This window comes from Rhodococcus sp. NCIMB 12038 (genome assembly GCF_002165735.1).
Classification (GTDB): Bacteria; Actinomycetota; Actinomycetes; order Mycobacteriales; family Mycobacteriaceae; genus Rhodococcus_F.
The window spans coordinates 19995-43250 of sequence record NZ_NHML01000034.1; the positions used below are offsets into that span (position 1 = coordinate 19995).

Annotated in this window: 19 protein-coding genes; 13 read left to right on the forward strand and 6 right to left on the reverse strand. The window is 69.2% G+C overall.

Annotated elements, in window-relative coordinates:
* Positions 1-173: 173 nt before the first annotated feature.
* Both CA951_RS35145 and CA951_RS35150 read left to right on the forward strand, forming a co-directional pair.
* Entirely contained in the window at positions 174-1805 is a 1632-nt protein-coding gene (locus CA951_RS35145; RefSeq protein ID WP_087561339.1) for an ABC-F family ATP-binding cassette domain-containing protein, read from the forward strand.
* A gap of 74 nt (positions 1806-1879) precedes the next feature.
* Positions 1880-2095 (forward strand): helix-turn-helix domain-containing protein, encoded by a 216-nt coding sequence (locus CA951_RS35150; protein WP_043825986.1) that lies wholly within the window; start codon positions 1880-1882, stop codon positions 2093-2095.
* Positions 2096-2118: 23 nt separating this feature from the next.
* Here CA951_RS35150 and CA951_RS35155 read toward each other — a convergent pair whose 3' ends face one another.
* Together CA951_RS35155 and acnA are read right to left on the reverse strand one after the other, a co-directional pair.
* Positions 2119-2685, reverse strand: coding sequence for a TetR/AcrR family transcriptional regulator (locus CA951_RS35155; protein ID WP_015890666.1), 567 nt, complete (start codon positions 2683-2685; stop codon positions 2119-2121).
* Between the two features lie 184 nt (positions 2686-2869).
* A complete protein-coding gene (acnA, locus tag CA951_RS35160) occupies positions 2870-5671 on the reverse strand; it encodes an aconitate hydratase AcnA (protein WP_087561266.1) in 2802 nt (933 codons plus the stop codon).
* 305 nt (positions 5672-5976) lie between these two features.
* On the opposite strand from acnA, the gene CA951_RS35165 reads away from it, so the two are divergent.
* The 8 genes from CA951_RS35165 (at position 5977) to CA951_RS35200 (ending at position 14612) form a co-directional block, all read left to right on the forward strand.
* Positions 5977-6585, forward strand: a complete 609-nt coding sequence (locus CA951_RS35165; protein WP_087561267.1) for a DUF6676 family protein — start codon at positions 5977-5979, stop codon at positions 6583-6585.
* Between the two features lie 379 nt (positions 6586-6964).
* On the forward strand, positions 6965-8446 hold the full coding sequence (locus CA951_RS35170; protein WP_179220430.1) for an NlpC/P60 family protein: 1482 nt from the start codon (positions 6965-6967) through the stop codon (positions 8444-8446).
* 204 nt (positions 8447-8650) lie between these two features.
* Positions 8651-9826 carry a MoxR family ATPase gene (locus tag CA951_RS35175; protein ID WP_087561269.1) on the forward strand — a complete coding sequence of 392 codons (1176 nt, stop codon included), beginning with the start codon at positions 8651-8653 and terminating at the stop codon, positions 9824-9826.
* Positions 9823-10797: a DUF58 domain-containing protein gene (locus CA951_RS35180; protein WP_087561270.1), complete on the forward strand. Its 975-nt coding sequence runs from the start codon at positions 9823-9825 to the stop codon at positions 10795-10797. Before CA951_RS35175 ends, CA951_RS35180 begins: the two co-directional genes overlap by 4 nt.
* A complete protein-coding gene (locus CA951_RS35185) occupies positions 10794-11774 on the forward strand; it encodes a VWA domain-containing protein (protein ID WP_087561271.1) in 981 nt (326 codons plus the stop codon). The genes CA951_RS35180 and CA951_RS35185 overlap by 4 nt, the downstream gene beginning before the upstream one ends.
* A gap of 93 nt (positions 11775-11867) precedes the next feature.
* Positions 11868-12617: a 3-oxoacyl-ACP reductase FabG1 gene (gene fabG1 / locus CA951_RS35190; protein WP_087561272.1), complete on the forward strand. Its 750-nt coding sequence runs from the start codon at positions 11868-11870 to the stop codon at positions 12615-12617.
* Between the two features lie 46 nt (positions 12618-12663).
* Positions 12664-13461, forward strand: a complete 798-nt coding sequence (gene inhA, locus CA951_RS35195) for an NADH-dependent enoyl-ACP reductase InhA (protein ID WP_005241845.1) — start codon at positions 12664-12666, stop codon at positions 13459-13461.
* A 41-nt stretch (positions 13462-13502) separates the two neighbouring features.
* Positions 13503-14612 carry a ferrochelatase gene (locus CA951_RS35200; RefSeq protein ID WP_087561273.1) on the forward strand — a complete coding sequence of 370 codons (1110 nt, stop codon included), beginning with the start codon at positions 13503-13505 and terminating at the stop codon, positions 14610-14612.
* Here CA951_RS35200 and CA951_RS35205 read toward each other — a convergent pair.
* Entirely contained in the window at positions 14578-15387 is an 810-nt protein-coding gene (locus CA951_RS35205; RefSeq protein WP_087561274.1) for a hypothetical protein, read from the reverse strand. The two genes, CA951_RS35200 and CA951_RS35205, sit on opposite strands and share 35 nt — an antisense overlap.
* Before the next feature lie 67 nt (positions 15388-15454).
* On the opposite strand from CA951_RS35205, the gene CA951_RS35210 reads away from it, so the two are divergent.
* From CA951_RS35210 to CA951_RS35220, 3 genes are read left to right on the forward strand one after another with little or no spacing between them, the layout of a single operon-like run.
* A complete protein-coding gene (locus tag CA951_RS35210; protein WP_087561275.1) occupies positions 15455-16294 on the forward strand; it encodes a DUF3097 domain-containing protein in 840 nt (279 codons plus the stop codon).
* 8 nt (positions 16295-16302) lie between these two features.
* A complete protein-coding gene (locus CA951_RS35215; RefSeq protein WP_087561276.1) occupies positions 16303-16734 on the forward strand; it encodes an NfeD family protein in 432 nt (143 codons plus the stop codon).
* Positions 16735-17937: an SPFH domain-containing protein gene (locus CA951_RS35220; RefSeq protein ID WP_087561277.1), complete on the forward strand. Its 1203-nt coding sequence runs from the start codon at positions 16735-16737 to the stop codon at positions 17935-17937.
* Between the two features lie 24 nt (positions 17938-17961).
* Here the strand turns inward: CA951_RS35220 and CA951_RS35225 are convergent, their stop codons facing one another.
* From CA951_RS35225 to CA951_RS35235, 3 genes are read right to left on the reverse strand one after another with little or no spacing between them, the layout of a single operon-like run.
* Positions 17962-18663, reverse strand: coding sequence for a thioesterase II family protein (locus tag CA951_RS35225; protein WP_087561278.1), 702 nt, complete (start codon positions 18661-18663; stop codon positions 17962-17964).
* Positions 18664-18667: 4 nt separating this feature from the next.
* A complete protein-coding gene (locus tag CA951_RS35230; RefSeq protein WP_087561279.1) occupies positions 18668-22966 on the reverse strand; it encodes a type I polyketide synthase in 4299 nt (1432 codons plus the stop codon).
* The gene (locus tag CA951_RS35235) at positions 22963-23250 is read right to left on the reverse strand and encodes an acyl carrier protein (RefSeq protein ID WP_087561280.1); all 288 of its coding nucleotides are present in this window, start codon (positions 23248-23250) and stop codon (positions 22963-22965) included. The genes CA951_RS35230 and CA951_RS35235 overlap by 4 nt, the downstream gene beginning before the upstream one ends.
* Between the last annotated feature and the right edge of the window lie 6 nt (positions 23251-23256).

The window sequence follows — 23256 nt, forward strand, 5'->3', positions numbered from 1 at the left end:
CGCAACGAGGGCAGGGCCGGAGGTCGCCGGGGGATCGGATGCGGCGGCCGACGTTAGCGGGATCACGGACGGGCGTGGTCCGAGTGGGCCGCGGTCGGGTAAAATTGCTGGTTCGTGTGTTCTTTGCGCAGTTTTTCTCATTCAGCGCCTGTGTCATTTTCCTAGGAGTCTTGTTGATCACCGCTACCGACCTGGAAGTTCGAGCTGGAGTGCGGACGTTGCTGTCTGCTCCCGGACCGGCTTTGCGGGTACAGCCCGGCGACCGCATCGGGCTGGTCGGCCGTAACGGTGCCGGCAAGACGACCACCCTCCGCATCCTCGCCGGGGAGGGAGAGCCGTATGCGGGCGCCGTGGTCCGCACCGGCGACCTCGGGTACCTCCCGCAGGACCCGAAGGAAGGCGACCTCGACGTCCTCGCGAAGGACCGGGTGCTGTCCGCGCGCGGTCTCGACTCGCTGCTGCGGGACATGGAGAAGCAGCAGATCCTGATGTCGGAGGTCGTCGACGACGCCGAACGCGACAAGGCGGTCCGCAAGTACGGCAACCTCGAGGACCGGTTCTCCGCCCTCGGCGGATACGAGGCCGAGAGCGAGGCGGCACGCATCTGCAACAGCCTCGGATTGGCCGACCGCATCCTCGGTCAGCAACTGCACACCCTGTCGGGTGGTCAGCGCCGCCGTGTCGAACTGGCGCGCATCCTGTTCGCCGCGTCGGACGGCAGCGGTGGACGGTCGGACACGACCCTGCTGCTGGACGAGCCGACCAACCACCTCGACGCCGACTCGATCACGTGGCTGCGGGGATTCCTGCAGAACCACGAGGGCGGTCTGATCGTGATCAGCCACGACGTCGATCTGCTCAACGACGTCGTCAACCGGGTGTGGTTCCTCGACGCCGTGCGCGGCGAGGCCGACGTGTACAACATGAGCTGGAAGAAGTACCTCGACGCCCGCGCGACCGACGAGCAGCGTCGCCGCCGTGAGCGCGCGAACGCGGAGAAGAAGGCGAGTGCGTTGCGCACGCAGGCCGCGAAGCTCGGCGCGAAAGCCACCAAGGCCGTGGCGGCGCAGAACATGGCGAAGCGCGCCGACAAGCTGATGTCGGATCTCGACGCGGAACGCGTGTCCGACAAGGTGGCCCGGATCCGGTTCCCCGAGCCGGCCGCGTGCGGCAAGACGCCGCTGATGGCGGAGAACCTGACCAAGGTCTACGGCTCGCTCGAGATCTTCACCGGCGTGGACCTCGCGATCGACCGTGGGTCACGCGTCGTCGTTCTCGGCCTCAACGGTGCGGGTAAGACGACGCTGCTGCGCATCCTCGGCGGTGTCGAGACGCCGGACGCCGGCGGACTCGTCCCCGGTCACGGCCTGAAGATCGGCTACTTCGCACAGGAACACGACACTCTCGACGACAATGCGTCGGTGTGGGAGAACATTCGCCACGCGGCGCCGGACACGGGGGAGCAGGAACTGCGTTCGCTGCTCGGTGCGTTCATGTTCACCGGCCCGCAGCTCGAGCAGCCGGCGGGAACCCTGTCCGGTGGTGAGAAGACCCGCCTCGCGCTCGCCGGGCTCGTGTCGTCGGCGGCGAACGTCCTGCTGCTCGACGAGCCGACCAACAACCTCGACCCCGTTTCCCGCGAACAGGTGCTGGACGCGCTCCGCAGCTACACCGGGGCCGTCGTGCTGGTGACCCACGACCCGGGTGCCGCCGAGGCGCTCGACCCGGAGCGGGTCATCCTCCTGCCAGACGGCACCGAGGACCACTGGTCGCAGGACTACCTGGAACTGATCCAGCTCGCCTGAACACCTCTCCGTAGATATCGCCGTCGCTGCGCTCTACCGTGGAAACCACCGTCGCTCGCCGACTGGAGGAGTTCATGGCTGACATCGGGGTCTTCGCCAAGAGCGCTCGGATCACGGGACCGTCGCGCGCCGATCTGCAGGCGGAGCTGAAACAGCGCTACCAGGCCGGGGCGAGCATTCGTTCCCTCGCCCGGGAAATGGGGCGATCGTACGGGTTCGTCCGCAACATTCTCGCGGAGTCCGAGGTGGAGCTCCGCGGACGAGGCGGAGCTCACCGTCGTAAGACCTGACCGGTGCCGGTGGGAGTGCGGGGTCAGTCGCGGCGTCGGACGGATTCCTCGACGAGGTCGAGCACGGCCGACAGGTTGTCACCGGCGTGCCCGGAGGCGATGCGTGCGACGAGACCGTCGAGCACCAGATCCAGGTAGCCGATGAGGACGTCGGTCGGCACGTCGTCGCGGAGGCGGCCCGCGGACTTCTGCCGCGCGAGGCGCGCCATCGTCGCCTCGGTCAGTTCCGCCGACCGTTGCGACCAGCTTCTGCGGAAATCGGCATCGTTTCGCAGCCGCCGGGCGATTTCGAGTCGGGTTCCCAGCCAGTCGAACTGGTCGGGCTGCGCGAGCATGTCCCGCATCACCTGGACGAGACCCTCGTGGGCGACCACGTCGGCCATCCTGGTCGCGTCCTCGTGGGCGAGCGCCAGGAACAACCCGTCCTTGTCCTTGAAGTGATGGAAGATCGCCCCGCGCGACAGTCCGGTCACTTCCTCGAGCCGGCGGACGGTGGCGCCGTCGTAACCGTATTCGGCAAAGCATCGGCGGGCGCCGTCCAGGATCTGACTGCGCCGGGCCGCGAGATGGTCTTCACTGACCTTGGGCAAAGTGCCTCCTTCGTCGGCCTGTGCACTGTTTTCGGCCCTTCGCGAGAAAGGTGACCTCAAGCACTGAGCGCGCACGACCAGTCATTCAAGACGGTGAGATCCGCTCGAAGTGGTCGTGCGCGCTCAGTGCCGGTTCAGGCCGGAAACACGCACAGGCGCGGAGCGCCTAGAGCGCCTAGGGCGCCTAGCCCTTGATCATGTTGCGGAGCACGTACTGCAGGATGCCGCCGTTGCGGTAGTAATCCGCTTCACCGGGGGTATCGATGCGTACGACTGCGTCGAACACGACCTTCTCGCCGTTCTCCCGCGTTGCCGTGACCTTCATGGTCTTCGGGGTGACGCCCTCGTTGAGCTTCTCGACGCCTTCGATGTCGAAGGTTTCGGTGCCGTCGAGCTTCAGCGACGCAGCCGACTCGCCGGCCGGGAACTGCAGCGGAACGACGCCCATGCCGATGAGGTTGGAGCGGTGGATGCGCTCGAACGACTCGGTGATGACGGCCTTGACGCCGAGGAGGCTGGTGCCCTTGGCGGCCCAGTCACGCGACGATCCGGAGCCGTACTCCTTGCCGCCCAGGACGACCAGCGGGATGCCGGCCTTCTGGTAGTTCTGCGACGCGTCGTAGATGAAGGCCTGCGGGCCGCCGTCCTGCGTGAAGTCGCGGGTGTAGCCACCGGAGACGTCGTCGAGGAGCTGGTTGCGCAGACGGATGTTCGCGAACGTTCCGCGGATCATCACCTCGTGGTTTCCGCGACGCGAGCCGAGCGAGTTGTAGTCCTTGCGCTCGACGCCATGGGAATCGAGGTACTGCGCGGCGGGGGTGCCGGACTTGATCGGACCTGCCGGGCTGATGTGGTCGGTGGTGACCGAGTCGCCGAGCAGGGCGAGGACGCGAGCGCCCTTGATGTCCTTGACCGGAGCCGGATCCTTCGGCATGCCGTCGAAGTACGGAGCCTTGCGGACGTAGGTCGAGTTCTCGTCCCACTCGAAGGTGTCACCCTCAGGGGTCGAGAGGTTCTGCCAGCGGCTGTCGCCCGCGAAGATCGTTGCGTAGGACTTGCGGAACATGTCCTGGCTGATCGCCGTCTTGATGGTCTCTTCGATCTCCTGCGTGGACGGCCAGATGTCCTTCAGGAACACGGGGTTGCCATCGCTGTCGTCGCCGAGGGAGTCGGTTTCGAAGTCGAAGTCCATGGTTCCCGCAAGGCCGTAGGCGATGACGAGCGGCGGGGAGGCCAGGTAGTTCATCTTGACGTCGGGGGAGATGCGTCCCTCGAAGTTGCGGTTGCCCGAGAGCACCGCGGTGACCGACAGGTCGTTGTCGTTGATGGCCTTGGACACTGCCTCGGGCAGCGGGCCGGTGTTGCCGATGCACGTGGTGCATCCGTAGCCGCCGAGGTAGTAGCCGAGCTTCTCGAGGTACGGCCAGAGGCCGGCCTTCTCGTAGTAGTCGGTGACGACCTGTGAACCGGGTGCCATGTTGGTCTTGACCCACGGCTTGGTGGCGAGGCCCTTCTCGACGGCGTTACGCGCAAGCAGCGCAGCGCCGAGCATGACCGACGGGTTGGACGTGTTGGTGCAGGAAGTGATGCCGGCAACGACGACGGCGCCGTGATCGAGAACGAACTCGCCTGCGTCGGACTTGACGGTAACCGGCTTGCTCGGGCGGCCTTCTGCGCCGTTGGCGGCGGAGAGAACGTCGACTGCTCCGTCATCGGCAAACGACAGAACTGCGGGGTCGGACGCCGGGAAGGATTCCTCGACGGCCTCGTCGAGCTGGGTGTGCTCGGTCGGATAGTTCTCTTCCACGTAGTTGTGGATGTCCTTGCGGAACGCGGTCTTCGACTCCGACAACAGGATTCGGTCCTGGGGGCGCTTCGGGCCGGCGATCGACGGAACAACGGTTCCCAGATCGAGCTCGATGTACTCGGAGAAGACGGGCTCCTTGTCGGGATCGTGCCACAGGCCCTGTTCCTTGGCGTAGGCCTCGACGAGGGCGAGCTGCTCGTCGCTGCGGCCGGTGAGGCGCAGGTAGTCGATCGTCTCGCTGTCGATCGGGAAGATCGCTGCGGTGGAACCGAATTCGGGGCTCATGTTGCCGAGGGTTGCGCGGTTCGCGAGCGGAACCTCGGCAACACCCTTGCCGTAGAACTCGACGAACTTACCGACCACGCCGTGCTTGCGGAGCATCTCGGTGGCGGTGAGCACGACGTCGGTCGCGGTGACGCCGGGCTTGATCTCACCGGAGAGCTTGAAGCCGACGACGCGGGGGATGAGCATGGAGACCGGCTGACCGAGCATGGCTGCCTCGGCTTCGATGCCGCCGACGCCCCAGCCCAGCACGCCCAGGCCGTTGACCATCGTGGTGTGCGAGTCGGTGCCGACACAGGTGTCGGGGTATGCCTGGCCGTTACGTGCCATGACGGTCGGTGCCAGGTATTCGATGTTGACCTGGTGAACGATGCCCATTCCCGGGGGGACGACCTTGAAGTCGTCGAATGCGCCCTGGCCCCAGCGGAGGAACTGGTAACGCTCGCCGTTGCGCTCGTATTCGAGGTCGACGTTGCGCTCGAGTGCATCGGCCTGGCCGAAGATGTCGAGAATGACCGAGTGGTCGATGACCATGTCGGCGGGGGAGAGCGGGTTGACCTTGTTGGGGTCGCCGCCGAGGGCGGTGACCGCCTCACGCATGGTGGCGAGGTCGACGACGCAGGGAACGCCGGTGAAGTCCTGCATGATCACACGAGCCGGCGTGAACTGGATTTCGATGCTCGGCTGAGCCGAGGGATCCCAGCCTGCAATTGCGCGGATGTGATCCGCGGTGATGTTGGCTCCGTCTTCGGTGCGGAGAAGGTTCTCGGCGAGAACCTTCAAGGAGTAAGGCAATTTCTCGGTGCCGGGGACGGCCGCGAGTCGGAAGATCTCGTAGGAGTTCTCACCGACCTCGAGGGTTCCCTTTGCTCCGAATGAATCAATACTGGTGCTCACGTCAGCTCCACTCGTCTATGTGAGGGTCGCCACCGACGGGGCTGTGTCGACGGCTGCAGGCACTGCGGGCACGGCTGATCCGTGTGCGCTGTCGTGCTAGCGATGACGGAATCGGCCCCTACCGCGGTACCTCCGGTAGTCTAACAGTACGCTTGTCCTGTGAGAATTCGGGGCGGAAACGGGCCTGTGCCCCCGGCGATTCTCCACTATCGCGGCGGGACGCGGCCGGACGGAACGGAACTTCGGGGACACCTCACGTAGTGTTCACGCGAGGCTTACGTTCCTACAGCAAACCCGGATGAGAGATGCCTGCCCCTATCGCCACCGCACTTCCTGCCAGTGTCACGGTTCCCGTCCATTCGGCCCTCCCGTTGTCGACGGACCTTCCGGAAGACATCGACGTCTCCGACGTGGTCGCGGACGTGTCCGACGACGGTGTGTCGGCACCGTCCGACGAGACCGGTGAACTCGCCGCCGTCGTCGACCGCGCGGCCGAGCACGGCATCAAGCTGAGCATCGTGGTGCTGGACGAGGATCCCGGCCGCGACTCGCAGCTGCGCGACCTCGCGACCGAGGTCGGAGCGGAGGAGGGCGGCACCGTTCTGGTCCTGAGCCCCAGCTGGGTCGGCACGTACAGCGACTCGATCAGCCGGGTGCTGCTCGAATCGGGTCAGGACCGCACGTACACCGGCGACGCGGTGGTCTCCGCGAATCACTTCGTCGACGAGGTGGTCGAGCCGGGGCCGCCGTGGGCCCTGTTCACGGCCGTCATCGTGGCGATCGTCGTCATCGCGTCGGCCGCGACGTTCTTCGCGAAGTCGCGCCGGGCGTCCGCCTCGAACGGCGGCGGCACCGCGAATAAGGGTGACAGTGCCCCGGGTGCCGGCACGACGTACGAGCGACAGAAGCCCTGACGCCTTCCGAATTCCCCGGATAACTCGGCGGCAATTTCACGGTTCGCCCGTGTGAGGCCGCTGCCTGCGTCGATGCGCGTAAATAGCGCCGACGATTCACAGTTCGGCATTTCCGCTGGTCAAATTACTCATGTGTTATTTGTGACTAAAGTTTCCATAGAGTCCGGAAGTGTCGTACGGTGCATTTGGCGCTCTTGGGGAAGAAGTGTCGCAGGCTGGTGATTGACGTCCAGAGTGACGGCGTTCCGGCGTAGTTCGGTGTCGCCGAAACACGGAAGGTGTGGCTGCCGCAATTTCTCCCCACGACGAGCACAGCGCGGCCTGCGCGATCGGTGCAGAACCGAGGGAGAGAGTTGTGAAGCGACAAGCACGAGCTGGAGTGGGGCACCGTAGCTTCTCCCGCAGGCGCGCTCGCGCGGCGCGCCTCCTGATCGGACTGGGCATCGTCGGCGCCCTGGTCGGCAGCACGCCCGGCCTGGCCGCCGCAGTACCGCCCCCGCCGCCGAATCCGTCCGACTCCGACATCGCACAGGCCCAGACCCAGGTGTCGGCGGGCCTCGGGCAGGTCAGCGAATTGATCAACCAGGTCGCCTCCGCGGATCAGCAACTCGCCCAGCTCGACAACGAGGTCGCCATCAAGCGCGAGGACGTGAACCGGGCGCTGGTCGACCTGCAGAACGCCCGCAGCGCCGCCGATCTGGCCGCCAGCGTGGTCGGGGCGTCCCAGCAGGCGCTGCGCGACGCCGGCGCACAGATCGAGCTGGCGCAGAAGGACTTCGACAAGTACGCCCGGTCGAGCTACACGCAGGGCACCAACGTCTCCGCGATCTCGACGTACCTCGGCGCCCAGGGGCCCGGTGACGTCCTGGACCGCGCGCAGGTTCTGAAACTTCTCGCCACCAGCCAGAACGCGGTGCTCGAGGGTCTGCAGCGCGCCCGGACCGCCCAGGCCAACAAGGATTCCGCCGCGCGCGAGGCGAAGCAGCAGGCGGACGTGGCCGCCGACCAGGCAGCGTCGAAGAAGTCGCTGGCGGAGCAGGCGATCGCGATCGCCCGGTCGGCGTTGCAGGACCAGGCGGCCAAGAAGGCGCAGATCGAGAGCAACCGGGCGGCCGCGCAGGCCCAGCTCGACGCCGCCCGCGGGAACGTCGCGGGGCTGGAGGGGCAGCGTGAGGCGTACGCGACGTGGGAGGAGCAGAAGCGCGCCGAGGACGCGCAGAAGGCTGCCATCGCCGCCGCGGCCCGGGAGGCCGCGACGCAGGCCGCCGCGCGGGTCGCCGCCAACGAGGCGGCACGCCAGCGGGCCGCGGAACTCGCCGCGGGGCAGCGGGCGCACACCACGATCGAGGACGATTCGGAGGACGAGGACTCCGCCACGACCACGCCGAAGTCCACCCCTAAGTCGAAACCGTCGACCAGCGGTGAGGACCTGACGGGCAGTGAGGCCATCGAAACCGTCATCGACCGCGGCCTGTCCCAGATCGGTGTGGAGTACGCGTGGGGCGGCGGCGACGAGGAAGGCCCCACCCTGGGTATCCGCGACGGCGGTGTCGCCGACAGTTACGGCGACTTCAACAAGGTCGGTTTCGACTGCTCCGGTCTGATGATCTACGCGTTCGCCGGGATCGGCATCTCGCTGCCGCACTACACCGGTTATCAGTACACCGCGGGCGAACAGGTTCCCTCGGAGGAGATGCAGCGCGGCGACATGATCTTCTGGGGCCCGAACGCCAGCCAGCACGTCGCTCTGTACCTCGGAGACGACCAGATGCTGGAGGCGCCCGAGTCGGGAGACGTCGTCAAGATCTCCCCGGTGCGATGGGACGGCATGACCCCTTACGCTGTCCGTATGGTGTCGTGATCCATGATGTCGATGAAGTAGTCCGCGGTGCGGATCGTGCTTGGTTGCGGCGGGGGTTGCTTGCACCTGGAATAGTTGAGCAAGTACGTGAACGGGCGGAACGATCTAGGTGAAAGCGGTGGATTCTTGGTGACCTCACGTGATGATGCGGTATCGGAGGGTGCAGCCCGGAAGGAGTCGCCCGCGAAGGCCGCTCCCGAAGGTGTGCAGAACGGGGGTGCGGCCAACGGATCGGGTCCCCAGAACGCCACCGCGCCGAAGGCACCCTCACAGGATTCGGGCCCGCAGACCTCGATGACGAAGTCGGTCGCGCCCAGTCTCGCCGCCGACGTCCAGACGCTGGAACGCGCGATCTACGAGGTCAAGCGCGTGATCGTCGGGCAGGACCGGCTGGTGGAGCGGATCCTGGTCGGTCTGCTCGCGAAGGGGCACGTGCTGCTCGAGGGTGTGCCGGGTGTGGCGAAGACCCTGGCCGTCGAGACGTTCGCGAAGGTGGTCGGCGGGTCGTTCTCGCGCGTCCAGTTCACCCCGGACCTGGTGCCCACCGACCTGATCGGTACGCGCATCTACCGGCAGGGGCGGGAGGAGTTCGACACCGAACTCGGCCCCGTCGTCGCGAACTTCGTGCTCGCTGACGAGATCAACCGCGCACCGGCGAAGGTGCAGTCGGCGCTGCTCGAGGTGATGGCCGAGCGGCACGTCTCGATCGGCGGCAAGCGGTACCACATGCCCGACCCGTTCCTGGTGATGGCGACGCAGAACCCGATCGAGAACGAGGGTGTGTACCCGCTGCCGGAGGCGCAGCGCGACCGCTTCCTGTTCAAGATCCTCGTCGACTACCCGACGGTGGAGGAGGAGCGCGAGATCGTCTACCGGATGGGTGTCGACGCGCCGGAACCGCATCAGGTTCTCGATCCCGAGGAACTGGTCCGGCTGCAGAAGGTCGCGAGCGGTGTGTTCGTGCACCATGCGCTCGTCGACTACGTGGTGCGGGTCATCGCGGCCACCCGCACGCCGGCGGAGTTCGGTCTCCCCGACGTCGACGGCTGGATCGCGTACGGCGCGTCTCCGCGTGCGACGCTGGGCATCATCTCCTCGGCGCGGGCACTGGCGTTGCTGCGCGGGCGTGACTACGTCGTGCCGCAGGACGTGCTGGAGGTGATCCCGGACGTGCTCCGTCACCGTCTCGTGCTGTCCTATGACGCTCTCGCCGACGAGGTGAGCCCGGACGACGTGATCTCCCGTGTGCTGCAGACGGTGGGTCTGCCGCAGATCGCCGCGCAGCCGACGGCCGTGCCGGCCGCTCCCGCCGGTCACAACGGACCGCCCGTCCCGTCCACGTCGGTGCCCGGACCGACGGCGATGAGCCAGCCACGGTGAGTGCGCGTACCGCCGGTGCGCAGAGTTCCGGCCCGCCGCCGTCGTTTCGCTCCGGCGAACTCCGTGATCCGAAATTGTCCGCCGCGCTGCGGACACTGGAACTGACCGTCCGCCGCCGCCTCGACGGTGTGCTGCACGGCGACCATCTGGGCCTGATCCCGGGTCCGGGCTCCGAGCCGGGTGATGCGCGCGAGTACCAGCCGGGTGACGACGTCCGTCAGATGGACTGGTCGGTGACCGCCCGGACGACACACCCGCACGTCCGGCAGTCGGTCGCGGACCGGGAGCTGGAGACGTGGCTCGTCGTCGACCTGTCGGCGAGCCTGGACTTCGGTACCGCCGGATGTGAGAAGCGGGACCTGGTGGTGGCCGCTGCCGCCGCCGTCACGCATTTGACCAGTGGCGGCGGCAACCGGATCGGGGCGATCGTCTCCACCGGCGCCCAGACCACCCGGATCCCGGCCCGCGGCGGCCGGATCCACGCGCAGGCGATGTTGCGTCAGATCGCGACCACCCCGCACGCCCCGGACGGAGTGCGGGGCGACCTGCAGGGGGCGGTGGAGTCGTTGCGCCGGCCGCAGCGCCGCCGCGGTCTGGCCGTCGTCATCAGTGACTTCCTGGGACCGATCGACTGGGAGCGGTCGCTGCGGGCCATCTCGGGGCGCCACGACGTACTCGGTGTCGAGGTGCTCGACCCGCGAGATCTGGAATTACCCGACCTGGGGGATGTAGTGCTGCACGATCCGGAGTCCGGACGGACCCGCGAGTTCACGACCACGCCGCAACTGCGCGCCGACTTCGCGCGCGCCGCGGACGAACACCGCCTGCAGGTGGAGCAGTCGTTGCGGCGCTGCGGTGCCCCGCTGCTCGGTCTGCGGACCGACCGGGACTGGATCTCGGACGTGGTGCGGTTCGTGTCCGCCCGGAAACACAGTTACGGGACCGCGACGAACCAGAGGTCCCGCCGGTGAGTCTTTCGCAGTTCACCTCACCGTGGTGGTTGCTGTTCCTCCTGGTCGTCGTGGCGTTGGTCGTGGGATACGTGTGGGTGCAGCGGCAGCGGCAGAAGCACACCCTGCGGTTCACCAACTACGCGCTGCTCGAGAAGGTCGCACCGTCGCGGCCGGGCCGGGCCCGGCACATCCCGGCGCTGCTGATGGTGCTGGCGCTGGTGTTCTTCAGCGTGGCGCTGGCAGGCCCGACGGAGGACAAACGGGTTCCGCGGAACCGGGCCACCGTGATCCTCGTCATCGACGTGTCGTTGTCGATGAAGGCGACCGACGTGGAACCGACCCGGCTGGCCGCTGCGCAGGACGCCGCGAAGTCGTTCGCCGACGGGCTCACCCCCGGCATCAACCTCGGTCTCGTCGCGTTCGCGGGCACCGCGTCGGTGCTGGTGTCGCCGACCACCAACCGGGAGGCCACCAAGGTCGCGATCGACAATCTGCAGCTGAGCGAGCGGACCGCCACCGGTGAGGCGATCTTCACGTCGCTGCAGTCGATCGACACGCTGGCCGCGGTGCTCGGCGGCAGTGACCAGGCGCCGCCCGCCCGCATCGTGCTGCTCTCCGACGGCAAGCAGACGGTCCCCGAGAACCCGGACGATCCACGCGGCGGGTTCACCGCGGCCCGGCAGGCGAAGGACAAGGACGTTCCCATCTCGACGATCTCGTTCGGCACCAGCTACGGCAAGGTCGAGATCGAGGACGAACGCATCCCGGTACCCGTCGACGACCCGTCGCTGCGGGAGATCGCGAATCTCTCCGGCGGCAGCTTCTTCACGGCGTCGAGCCTGGAGGAACTGCGGGACGTCTACGACACCCTCGAGGAGCAGATCGGGTTCGAGACCACCCGCGGCGACGCCAGCCGCCCCTGGCTCGTGCTCGGTGTCCTCTCCGCCACGGCGGGGCTGATCCTCGCACTGGTCCTGCGCCAACGGCTGCCGTGATCTGCGTTCCGGCGGAGTTCCCGGCACCAGCGCCCTGCTGACGGCCGCCCCGCGTTTCCACTCCTGTACATCTGAACAGATAGGTTTATCCGCATGTCTACCCCAGAAACTACCGACGCGTCGGTGAGGACGGTGTCTACTCCCCGGTCGGTGCTCGTCACCGGCGGCAACCGCGGGATCGGCCTCGCTGTCGCGCAGCGCCTCGCGGCGGACGGGCACAAGGTCGCGGTCACGCACCGCGGCTCGGGTGTGCCCGAGGGCCTGTTCGGCGTCCAGTGCGACGTCACCGACACCGAGTCGATCGACCGCGCCTTCAAGGAAGTGGAGGCACACCAGGGTCCGGTCGAGGTCCTCGTCGCGAACGCCGGCATCACCGACGACACGCTGATCATGCGGATGACCGAGGAGCAGTTCACCTCCGTCGTCGACGCCAACCTGACCGGCGCGTTCCGCGTCGCGAAGCGCGCCACCCGCTCGATGCTGCGGTCCCGGTTCGGCCGGTTCGTGTTCCTCGGGTCGGTCGTCGGCCTCGCCGGCGGTCCCGGCCAGGTCAACTACGCGGCGTCGAAGGCCGGTGTGGTCGGCATCGCGCGGTCGCTGACCCGCGAACTCGGGTCCCGGTCGATCACCGCGAACGTTGTGGCCCCGGGATTCATCGACACCGACATGACCGCGGTCCTCGACGACAAGTACAAGGACATGATCACCGGCGCCGTCCCGCTGCAGCGGCGGGGCAAGCCCGAGGAGGTCGCCGCGGTGGTGAGCTTCCTGGCCTCCGACGATTCCGCGTACGTCTCCGGCGCGGTGATCCCCGTCGACGGCGGCCTCGGCATGGGCCACTAGAACTCCCACACCACTTCCCGGACTTTTCTTCACAGGAGGACACCTCATGGGCGGATTGCTCGAAGGTAAGACCATTCTCGTCACCGGCATCATCACGGACGCGTCCATCGCGTTCCACGTCGCCAAGGTCGCCCAGGAACAAGGCGCCAAGGTGATCATCACCGGATTCGACCGGCTCCGGCTGATCGACCGCATCGCGCAGCGGCTGCCGCAGCCGGTGCCGCCGGCCCTCGAACTCGACGTGCAGAACCCCGAGCACCTCGCGAGCCTCGCCGACCGCATCCGCGAGATCGCGCCGGAGGGTGTCGACGGCGTCGTGCACTCCATCGCGTTCGCGCCGCGGTCCTGCCTGGGCAGCCCGTTCTTCGACGCACCGTGGTCCGACGTCGGCGTGGCGTTCGAGGTGTCGGCCTACTCGTACGCGTCCCTGTCGAAGGCGCTGCTGCCGGTGCTCAACGACAACGCGTCGATCGTCGGCATGGACTTCGACCCCGCGCGCGCAGTGCCGTTCTACAACTGGATGGGCGTCGCCAAGGCCACCCTCGAGTCGGTGAACCGCTATGTCGCCAAGGAGGTCGGCGAACGCGGTATCCGCTCCAACCTCGTGGCGGCCGGCCCGATCAAGACCCTCGCCGCCAAGGCCATCGCCGGCACCGCCACCGACGACGCCAAGCAGATGAACGAGCTGAACACGGCGTGGGACGAGCGCGCGCCCATCGGCTGGAACGTCGACGACCCGGAGCCGGTCGCGAAGACCGTGTGCACCGTGTTGTCCGACTGGCTGCCCGGCACCACCGCGTCGATCATCTACGTCGACGGCGGCGCCCACGCGATGGCCGGCTAGGGCACTACCCGGGGAGTGCGCCCCGAACGGCACCACGGAAGATGGGGATCATGAGCGCTGTGAATTCGACGGACGGTTCCGGTTCCCGGTTCGACGCCCTTCTTCTGTTGTCGTTCGGGGGTCCGGAGAAGCCCGAGGACGTGCGTCCGTTCCTGGAGAACGTCACCAGGGGCCGGGGGGTGCCGCCCGAACGTCTGGACGCGGTCGCCGAGCACTACCTGCATTTCGGGGGTGTGTCGCCGATCAACGCCCTCAACCGCGACATCATCTCCCGCGTCGAATCCGAATTGGCAAGCGCCGGAATCGATCTGCCCGTCTACTTCGGTAACCGGAACTGGCATCCGATGGTCGAGGACACGGTCGCCCGGATGGGCGCGGACGGCGTCCGCTCGGCCCTGGTGTTCCCGACGTCGGCGTGGGGCGGGTACTCGGGGTGCCGGCAGTACCACGAGGACGTCTCCCGGGCGCGGGCCGCGGCCGGGGACGGGGCGCCGCACCTGTTGAAGCTGCGCCAGTACTACGACCACCCGCTGCTGATCGGGGCGTTCGCCGACGCCGTCCGCGCGGCCGCCGCGCAGCTCCCCGCCGAGCACCGGGCAGACGCCCGGCTGGTGTTCACCGCCCATTCCGTGCCGGTCTCCGCGGACGTCAACGCCGGTCCGCCCGCGGAGGGCGGTCGCCTCTACAGCAGGCAGGTGGCCGAGGCCGCCGCGCTCACCGCCCGGGCCGCCGGCTTCGACGACTTCGATCTGGTGTGGCAGTCCCGGTCCGGGCCACCCCAGGTGCCGTGGCTCGAACCGGACATCTGCGACCACCTCGACGCCCTCGCCGGCGACGGCGTGCGCGCGGTGATCGTGTGCCCGGTGGGATTCGTCTCCGATCACCTCGAGGTGGTGTGGGACCTGGACACCGAGGCGCGGGACAAGGCCGCCGAACTCGGAATCGACTTCGTGCGCGCGGCCACACCCGGGACGGACCACCGGTTCGCGGAACTCGTCGTCGAACTCGTCACGGAGCAGCTGACCGGTGCGTCCGCTGCGCGGCTCGGAACCGAGCCGCTGCTCGGGTCCACCCTGGACGGCGCGTCCTGCGCGGTCGACTGCTGCAAGGCCGTCGTCAGGCCGTCAGGCCGTCCCGCGCACACGCATTGACGGCGGCGGTGCGCGCCGAGCGCACCGCCGAACGCAGCGGCCGCAGCAGATCCTCGAGGGTGGCCGCGCCCGACGCGGACACCGTGCGGGCCGGGGCCATCTGCTCGGCGACGGTGAGGATCGCGGCCACCTGATCGGCCGAGTCCAGGATCCGCAGCGCCCGCGGCGCGATCGTCGTCGGATACCGGTGCAGCGCGGACTTCGCCAGCGCATCGGCGATCAGTGCGCGCGGATCGGCGCCGAAACCGGAGTCGAGCATGTGCAGGGCCTCGAGCGCGGCCGCGGCGTCGCGCACCGCCTCCCGCATCGTGAACTCGGCCTCACCCAGACCGGTGTGGTGGGCGTCGAGGGGGAGCCGCTCGATCGTCGACACCGTCCACCGCAGCACGTCGGGACCCTCGACGTGCGGGACGAGCCCCGTCCCGGGACGGCCGGGCGGCCCGACGAGGACACCCTCGCCGGTGCCGGTCGCGGCGGACGCGAACCCGGTGCCCGCGGGCAGCCCGCGCACGTCCCCCGGCCCGGGCAGGACCAGCCGGATCTCGGTCTCGGGTTGCGACAGGGAACGGCGCATCGTCTGCAGCAGCGCCGTCACTCCGGCGTCCTGCGGGTCGGGCCACGGCAGCCCGGTGCGCCGGGCCGTGTCCTGATCCTCCGCGCAGGCGAGATGCATCGGCGCCCACGCGTGGAGGGCGTCGATGACGTCGTCGGGTGCACTGTTCCCGGCGAGCCAGGAACTGGCCCACACGGTGAGAGTGGCGCTGGGTGAAGTCACGATAAACGAGCATATGTCGGCGTGGCGGCGTGTGTGTAACGGCGCCGCTGGCATAGCGTCAGCGCCCGTGAGCGGAGGCGACAGATACGGCGACATCTTTTCCGGACACCCACGCGCGAGCAAGCCGGTGACGCCGACGGTCCCGGCCGAGCGGGACCTCGTGGTCGAGGACGCGGGCACCGGGTTCTGCGGTGCGGTGGTGGGGTTCGAACGCACCTACGACGGCGATTTCGTCCGGCTCGAGGACGGGGCGCGGCGCACCCGGTTGTTCGCCATGCGGGAGGCGGCGTTCCTGATCGACGGGAAGCCGGTCACCCTGGTGCGGCCCGCGGCCAAGCCCGCCGGTCCGGCGGCCACCCGGTCGGCGTCGGGGTCGACGAAGGTGGAGGGACTGCGGGCCCGGACCGCGCTGGCCAGCCGGATCTGGGTGGAGGGCGTGCACGACGCCGCCCTGGTGGAACGGGTGTGGGGGCACGACCTCCGCGTCGAAGGGGTCGTCGTCGAGCACCTCGAGGGTCTCGACAACCTCGGGGAACGGCTCGCCGAGTTCCGCCCCGGACCGGGACGGCGGGTCGGGGTGCTCGTCGACCACCTCGTCACCGGATCCAAGGAAACCCAGCTCACGCAGGGGCTGGGGCCGAACGTGCTCGTCACCGGGCACCCGTTCATCGACGTGTGGGAGGCGGTCCGCCCGTCGGCGGTGGGCATCTCGGCCTGGCCGAAGATTCCGCGCGGTGAGGACTGGAAGACCGGGGTGTGCCGCGAGTTGGGCTGGGGGACACCGCGCGACGGGTGGCGCCGGGTGTACTCGGCCGTCGACACGTTCCGCGACCTGGAGGCGCCGCTGATCGGGGCGGTCGAACAGTTGGTCGACTTCGTCACCGTCGGTTCCGGAGATTCTGGTTAGATGGTGTTGTGGCTGCATTGATTTGGCTGGTAGCGGGGGTGCTGCTCGCCGCCGCGGAAGCGTTGACGGGGGACTTCTTCCTCCTCATGCTGGCGGGCGGTGCGCTGGCCACTGCCGGGGTCACCGCGATCACCGACTTCCCGGTCTGGGTCGACGCGGTGATCTTCGGAATACTGTCCCTCGCCCTGATCCTCGGGGTGCGCCCGGTGTTGTTGCGCAAGTTCGAGACACCGCCGCCGACCCCGACGGGCATCGCGGCGCTCACCGGCAAGCAGGCCCTGGTGCTCGAGGAAGTCGCCGAGCACGCGGGGCAGATCAAACTCGGCGGGGACGTGTGGACGGCCCGCCCGCTCGACAGCACGGAAGTGTATCCACCGGGAACGACCGTGACGGTAATGCAAATTGACGGCGCGACCGCCGTCGTATGGAGGGGACCGTAGATGGCAGCACTCATCGTGTTGATCGTGCTCGTGTTGTTCGTTGTGCTGGTGGTGGCCAAATCGGTGGCGCTGGTGCCGCAGGCCGAGGCCGCGGTGATCGAGCGGCTCGGCCGGTACTCGCGGACCGTGTCGGGTCAGCTGACGTTCCTGATCCCGTTCGCGGACCGCATCCGGGCCAAGGTGGATCTGCGCGAACGGGTGGTGTCGTTCCCGCCGCAGCCGGTGATCACCCAGGACAACCTGACGCTGAACATCGACACCGTGGTGTACTTCCAGGTCACCAACCCGCAGGCCGCGGTGTACGAGATCAGCAACTACATCGTCGGTGTCGAACAATTGACCACCACCACGCTGCGCAACGTCGTCGGCGGCATGACGCTGGAGGAAACGCTCACCTCGCGTGACTCCATCAACGGGCAGCTGCGCGGGGTGCTGGACGAGGCCACCGGCCGCTGGGGTCTGCGCGTCGCCCGCGTCGAACTCAAGAGCATCGATCCGCCGCCGTCGATCCAGGAGTCGATGGAAAAGCAGATGAAGGCGGACCGCGAGAAGCGGGCCACCATCCTCACCGCCGAGGGGCACCGGGAGTCGGCGATCAAGACGGCAGAGGGCGACAAGCAGTCCCGCATCCTCGCCGCGGAGGGCGCGAAGCAGGCGTCGATCCTCACCGCGGAGGGTGAGCGGCAGTCCCGGATCCTGCGGGCGCAAGGCGACCGGGCCGCCAAGTACCTGCAGGCGCAGGGTCAGGCGAAGGCGATCGAAAAGGTGTTCGCCGCAATCAAGTCCGGCAAACCCACCCCCGAACTCCTCGCGTACCAGTACCTGCAGACGTTGCCGCAGATGGCGCAGGGCGACGCGAACAAGGTGTGGCTGGTGCCCAGCGACTTCGGCGACGCCCTCAAGGGTTTCGCGAAGACCCTCGGCGCGCAGGGGCAGGACGGGGTGTTCCGGTACGAGCCGTCCACCACGGAGGAGGATCTGCCCAAGCCCGAGGACGATTCGGAAGAGGTCGCCGACTGGTTCGAGACCAAGTCCGACCCGGCCATCGCGCAGGCCGTCCGCGCTGCGGAGGTCGAGGCACGGCAGCCCGTCGACGGTCCGGGACCGCTCACCAAGCCCGGCGGCGCCGACGAGCATGCGCCGCTGTATCCGGGGGGAGCGCCCGGGCAGTTGCCGCCGCCCGTCCCCCCGCACGGCGGCTGACCACCCCGCCTGTTCTGACGCCGCCTACCCGGCCGCGGCGTAGCGGCGCAGCAACGGCCGGAGCACCCGGAAGAGCTGTTCGGGTGCGTGGTCGAGGTAGAAGTGATCGCCCGCCAGGAGGTGCACCCCGGACAGCCGGGTGGTGTGCCGATCCCAGGCACGTAGTTCCCGCTCGCCGACCAGCGGATCGGAGTCCCCGCCGAACACGTGCGCCGGGCAGGTGAGCGGCGGGTCTGCGGCGTCGCGGTAGCCGGTGCACAGGCGCAGATCGTCCCGCAGCGCGGGAAGATGGTGGGCCGGGAACTCCGGCAGGTCCGGGAGGCCGGCGGGAACACCCCCGGCGGCGCGCAGCATCGCGATCAGGGTCGCGTCGTCCAGGTCGTCGACCGGCGGCAGCGGCGCGGGCAGGTGCGGGGCTGCGTACCCGGACAGCAGCAGCGCCCGCGGGAGAGGGCGACCGGTCGCGCGTCGACGGCACGCGAGCCGGTACGCCACCAGCGCCCCCATGCTGTGCCCGAAGAACACGTGCGGCGCCGTGAGCTGTTCGTCGAGTTCGCAGTCGAGTGCGGCGACGAGGGATTCGACGTCGGTGAACCCGGCCCTGCCTCCGCGCCCGGGCAGGTGCACCGGCCGCACCGACACGTGCGGGTTCAGGGCGCGGTGCCAGTGCCGGTACGTCGTGGGCCCGCCGCCGGCGTGCGGGAAGCAGAACAGCTGGAGCGGCATGGCGTTACGCGGCCGCGGCGAGCGCGGCGAATTCCTCGGCGAGAGCCGCCACGGTGGACCGGATCTGGTCCTCGGTGTGGCAGGAGGTGACGAAGAAGCGCAACCGCGCGAGGTTCTCCGGCACCGCCGGGTAGAGGATCGGGTTGACGTTGATGCCGCGCCGGAGCAGCGCGCCCGACAGCGCGAGGGTGCGCTGCGAATCCCCGACGATGCAGGGGATGACCGGGGTGTCCCGGCTGTCCCCGGTGTCGATTCCGGCGTCCGCGGCGAGTTGCAGGAAGAGCCGGGAGTTCCGACGCAACCGGTCGAGGGCGTCGGGTTCGGCGCGCATCTGCCGGATCGCCGCGAGGGACGCCGCGGCATTCATCGGCGTCATCCCGACGCTGTAGACGAAGCCGGGCGTCGTGTACTTCAGGAAACGGATGAGTTCGGCGCTGCCCGCGACGTAGCCGCCGCAGCCGGCCAGCGCCTTCGACGTCGTGCCCGACCACAATTCCACGTCGCCGCGGTCGACGCCGAAGTGCTCGCCGATGCCGCCGCCGGTGGCGCCGAGCACTCCGATGCTGTGGGCCTCGTCGATCATCATCAGCGCCTGGTGCTTCTTCTTCACCGCGATCATCGCGGGCAGGTCCGGGATGTCGCCGTCCTGGCTATAGACGCCCTCGATGAGAACGAGGACCCGCCGGTACTGCGAGCGGATCGCGGTGAGCAGGGCATCGAGTGCGGCATGGTCGTTGTGCGGGAACGGCCGCCGGGTGGCGCCGGACAGTGCGCAGCCCTGCAGGATGCTGTCGTGCGCGAGGCTGTCGTGGACGACGAGGTCACCCTCCCCGAGGAGGTGGCCGATGACCGTGACGTTGGTGGCGTGCCCGCTGACCAGGGCGATGGCGTCGTCGGTTCCCAGCAGCCCGGCCAGTGCGGCCTCGAGTTCGCGGTGCACCGGTTTCTCCCCGGACAGCACGCGGCTGGCCGAGCAGGAGCTGCCGTACCGGGCGACCGCGTCCTGGACCGCGGAGACGACGGCCGGGTGCCCGGACATGCCGAGGTAGTTGTAGCTGGAGAAGTTGAGAACCTCCTCGCCGCCGATCGTCGACGTGTCCCGGGTGACGCCGTCATTGACGAGGAAGTACGGGTTGGTGACGCCGAGCCCCTCGGCGGCGGTCAGCCGTGCGTCGAGCGCTTGCACCTCCGGGAAGTCGGCGATGCGGAACTCGGGTGCCACCGCCGGTTCCGGATTCGGGACGGGCGCCACGGTGCGCGGCGACCCGGGGATACGGTGCGCCGTGACGCGGTCGATCACCTCGCCGAGCGTGCGGCCCGGTGTGAACCAGTCCGGTTCGACGACGAGCCCGGGGAAGGCGCGGCGCAACCCGCCGAACAGGTCGGTGATCATGATCGAGTCGAATCCGAGGTCGCCGGCGATCGTCTGCGTCGCCGTCAGCGCGGCCGCGGGAAATCCGCTGACCCGTGCGACTTCCGCGCGCACCCGGGCCGCGGTGTCGCCGGTCGCCGCCGCGTGACCCGGCCCGGTGTCCGGCGGCGACGCCGGGGCGGACAGGACCGTCCCGGGGACCCCGGCGGCGGCAGCGAGTACGGCGGCCTGCTCCCGGAAGAGGGCGATCAGATGGTCCATGGTGGTGTCCTCGGTCTCTGCAGTGACAGTGGGTTCGGCTGTGACGGTGGGTACTGCGGGTTCGGTGGGTGCGTCCTCGGGTGTCCAGAAGCGGGCGGTGGTCGCGAACGGGTAGCCGCGCAGTCGCCGGCGGACCCGGGCGCCCGGCTCGTACAGCGCATCCCACGCCGGGTCGTGGCCGTCCCGGTACAGGGCGGCGACGGTAGCGGGAAGCTCGTCGCCGGTGGCGGCCGGGCCGGGGCACGGCGCCAGGTGCCGCGCCGGCGAGCCCGGATGGGCGCGGGCGGTCAGCGACAACAGGATTCGTGCGGGGCCCACCTCGATCAGGTGGGTCGGATCGCAGGCCAGGGCGGCCGCGGTAGCGTCTGCGAACCGCACGGTCGCCGTGATGTGGTCGGTCCAGTAGGCCGCGTCCATCGGTTCGCCGACGTCGAGGAGCCGACCGCGGGTGGTCGAGAAGATCGGGATCTCGGCCGGGCTGTACGTGCAGGCGGCGGCGACCTCCGCGAACGCGTCCCGGATCGGCGCCATCGCGGGGGAGTGGAAGGCGTGCGAGACGGTGAGCCGGCGGACGGGGACTCCGGCCGCGGTCAGCGCGGCGCCGATCCGGTCGACCGCGTCTGCCGCCCCGGACAGCACCACGTCCCGCGGCCCGTTCACCGCCGCCAGTGCGGCCGCGGGTTCGCCGGCGAGCAGGCCGGCGACGTCGTCCGCGGTGGCCCGTACCGCCAGCATCGTGCCGCCGGCGGGCAGTTGCTGCATGAGCCGTCCCCGCGCGACGATCAGCCGGCACGCGTCGTCGAGGCCGAACACGCCGGCGTGCGCCGCGGCCGCGTATTCGCCGACGCTGTGACCGAGCAGCCACGCCGGTTCGATGCCCAGTTCCCCGAGCGTCCGGGCCAGCGCGTATTCGACCGCGAACAGGGCGGGCTGCGCGAACTCGGTGCGGTGGATCTCGTCGCCGGCACCGAACAGCACGTCCCGGACCGAGCGGCCCAGATGCGGCGTCATGCGCTCGTCCACGTCCGACAACGCCCGCCGGTACGCGCCGTGGTTCTCGTGCAGGGCTAGGGACATTCCCGGGTACTGCGCGCCCTGACCGGTGAAGAACCAGCCGACGCTGACGGGGCGGGCCGTCCCGGACAGCGACTCGAGCAGGTGTTCGTCACCGGCCGCCGCGCGCAGCGTCGCGGCGACCTCGTTCCGGTCGTGGGCGGGGAGCGCGAGACGGTGACGCCCGGATGCCTTGACCGTGTTGGTGCTCCAGCACACCCGGCCCAGTTCGGCGTCGGTGTGGGCGAGCAGGTCGTCGGCCAGGGCGGCGGCGCTGCGGGCGAGGCCGTCCCGGTCGTTCGACGACACGGTGAGCACGCCGCCACCGGTGCTCGCCGCGGGCGGGTCGCCGGCGGGTGCCGCGGTCAGCAGCAGGTGGGCGTTGGTGCCGCCGAGGCCGAAACTGCTGACGGCGCCGTGCACGTCGCCGCCGGGTAGTGGCATCGGCTCGGACAGGATCTGAAGACCGTTGTCCGCCAACCGGAGTCGCGGGTTGACGTCGGCCGCGCCGCGGCTGGGCGGCACCACCCGGTGGTGCAGCGCCAGGGCTGCCTTGATCAGTCCGGCCACCCCGGCCGCGCCCTCGGTGTGACCGAGATTGCCCTTGATCGACCCGATCGCGCACGGCTGCGGGCGGGGCACCGCGTGGACGTGACCGAGGGCCTTGATCTCGATCATGTCGCCGAGCACCGTCCCGGTGCCGTGCGCCTCCACGAACGCGACCTGTGCGGGCGTGACACCCGCACGCCGGTACGCCTTTTCGACGACCTGCTGCTGGGCCCAGCGGTTGGGGGCGGTGATCCCGTTGCTGCGGCCGTCGTTGTTGACGGCGCTGCCCTTGATCACGGCGTAGATCGGCAGGCCCTCCGCCTGCGCGTCCGCGAGCCGGCGCAACACGAGTACCGCGACACCCTCGCCGCGGCCGATTCCGTCGGCCGCCCCGCTGAACGGTTTGCACCGGCCGTCCGGCGCGGACAGCCCGGCCTGCGTGTAGAAGACGTTCACCGTGGGGGTCAGCGTGAGATTGACGCCCCCGGCGAGAGCCTGGTCGCAGTCCCCGGACCGCAGCGCCGCGCAGGCCAGGTGCACCGCGACGAGCGACGACGAGCAGGCGGTGTCGATCGCCATGCTCGGGCCCTGCAGGTTCAGCTGATAGGACACCCGGTTGGCGGTCATGAAATAGCCGTTGCCGCTGCCGAGTTGCGGAGTGATGCGCAGCAGGTCGCGCATCTGGAGACTCCACTCGTTGGCCATGACGCCGACGTACACGCCGGTGTTCGAACCGGCCTGGGCCCGCGGATCGAGTGCGGCGTCCTCGAACGCCCGCCACGCCGACTGCAGCAGCAGCCGCTGTTGCGGGTCCATCGCCGCGGCCTCGCGGGGTGCGATGCCGAAGAAGTCGTGGTCGAAGGCGTCCGCGTCGGCGAGGAATCCGCCGCTGCGGTTGTTGACCGAGCCGGGACCACCGGCGGCGTCGAACACGGTGTCCGCGTTCCAGCGTCCGGCGGGGACGTCGGTGATGCCGTCGCCGCCGCCCATCAGCAGCGTCCACAACGCGGTGGCGTCGCGGGCCTGCGGGAAGCGGCAGTCGAGGCCCACGATCGCGACGTCGGTCATGAGGCCTTCCGTTGCCGCAGTGTGGTTTCGGCGACGACGAAGACGGCCAGCTCGGCGATCGTCGGATAGTCGAACACCACGGTCGGATCGAGTTCGAGGTCCCACCGGTCCTCGATCTCGCCGCACAGGCTCACCGCGGACACCGATTCGATTCCCAGCTCGGCGAGGGGGAGGTGCGGATCGACGTCGCACACCGGCCGTTCGGTGTGGTCGGCGACCCGGCCTGCGAGCCAGTCGATGACGGGGGCGAGGTCGCGGCGGGTGATCTGCTGGGGGACGGGCATCGGGTT

Coding starts and splice junctions, on each gene's coding strand:
- fabG1 (WP_087561272.1), top strand. CDS start 11,868: ATGTCTACCCCAGAAACTACCGACGCGTCGGTGAGGACGGTGTCTACT.
- inhA (WP_005241845.1), top strand. CDS start 12,664: ATGGGCGGATTGCTCGAAGGTAAGACCATTCTCGTCACCGGCATCATC.
- CA951_RS35220 (WP_087561277.1), top strand. CDS start 16,735: ATGGCAGCACTCATCGTGTTGATCGTGCTCGTGTTGTTCGTTGTGCTG.
- CA951_RS35225 (WP_087561278.1), bottom strand. CDS start 18,663: ATGCCGCTCCAGCTGTTCTGCTTCCCGCACGCCGGCGGCGGGCCCACG.
- CA951_RS35165 (WP_087561267.1), top strand. CDS start 5,977: ATGCCTGCCCCTATCGCCACCGCACTTCCTGCCAGTGTCACGGTTCCC.
- CA951_RS35230 (WP_087561279.1), bottom strand. CDS start 22,966: ATGACCGACGTCGCGATCGTGGGCCTCGACTGCCGCTTCCCGCAGGCC.
- CA951_RS35235 (WP_087561280.1), bottom strand. CDS start 23,250: ATGCCCGTCCCCCAGCAGATCACCCGCCGCGACCTCGCCCCCGTCATC.
- CA951_RS35150 (WP_043825986.1), top strand. CDS start 1,880: ATGGCTGACATCGGGGTCTTCGCCAAGAGCGCTCGGATCACGGGACCG.
- CA951_RS35200 (WP_087561273.1), top strand. CDS start 13,503: ATGGGGATCATGAGCGCTGTGAATTCGACGGACGGTTCCGGTTCCCGG.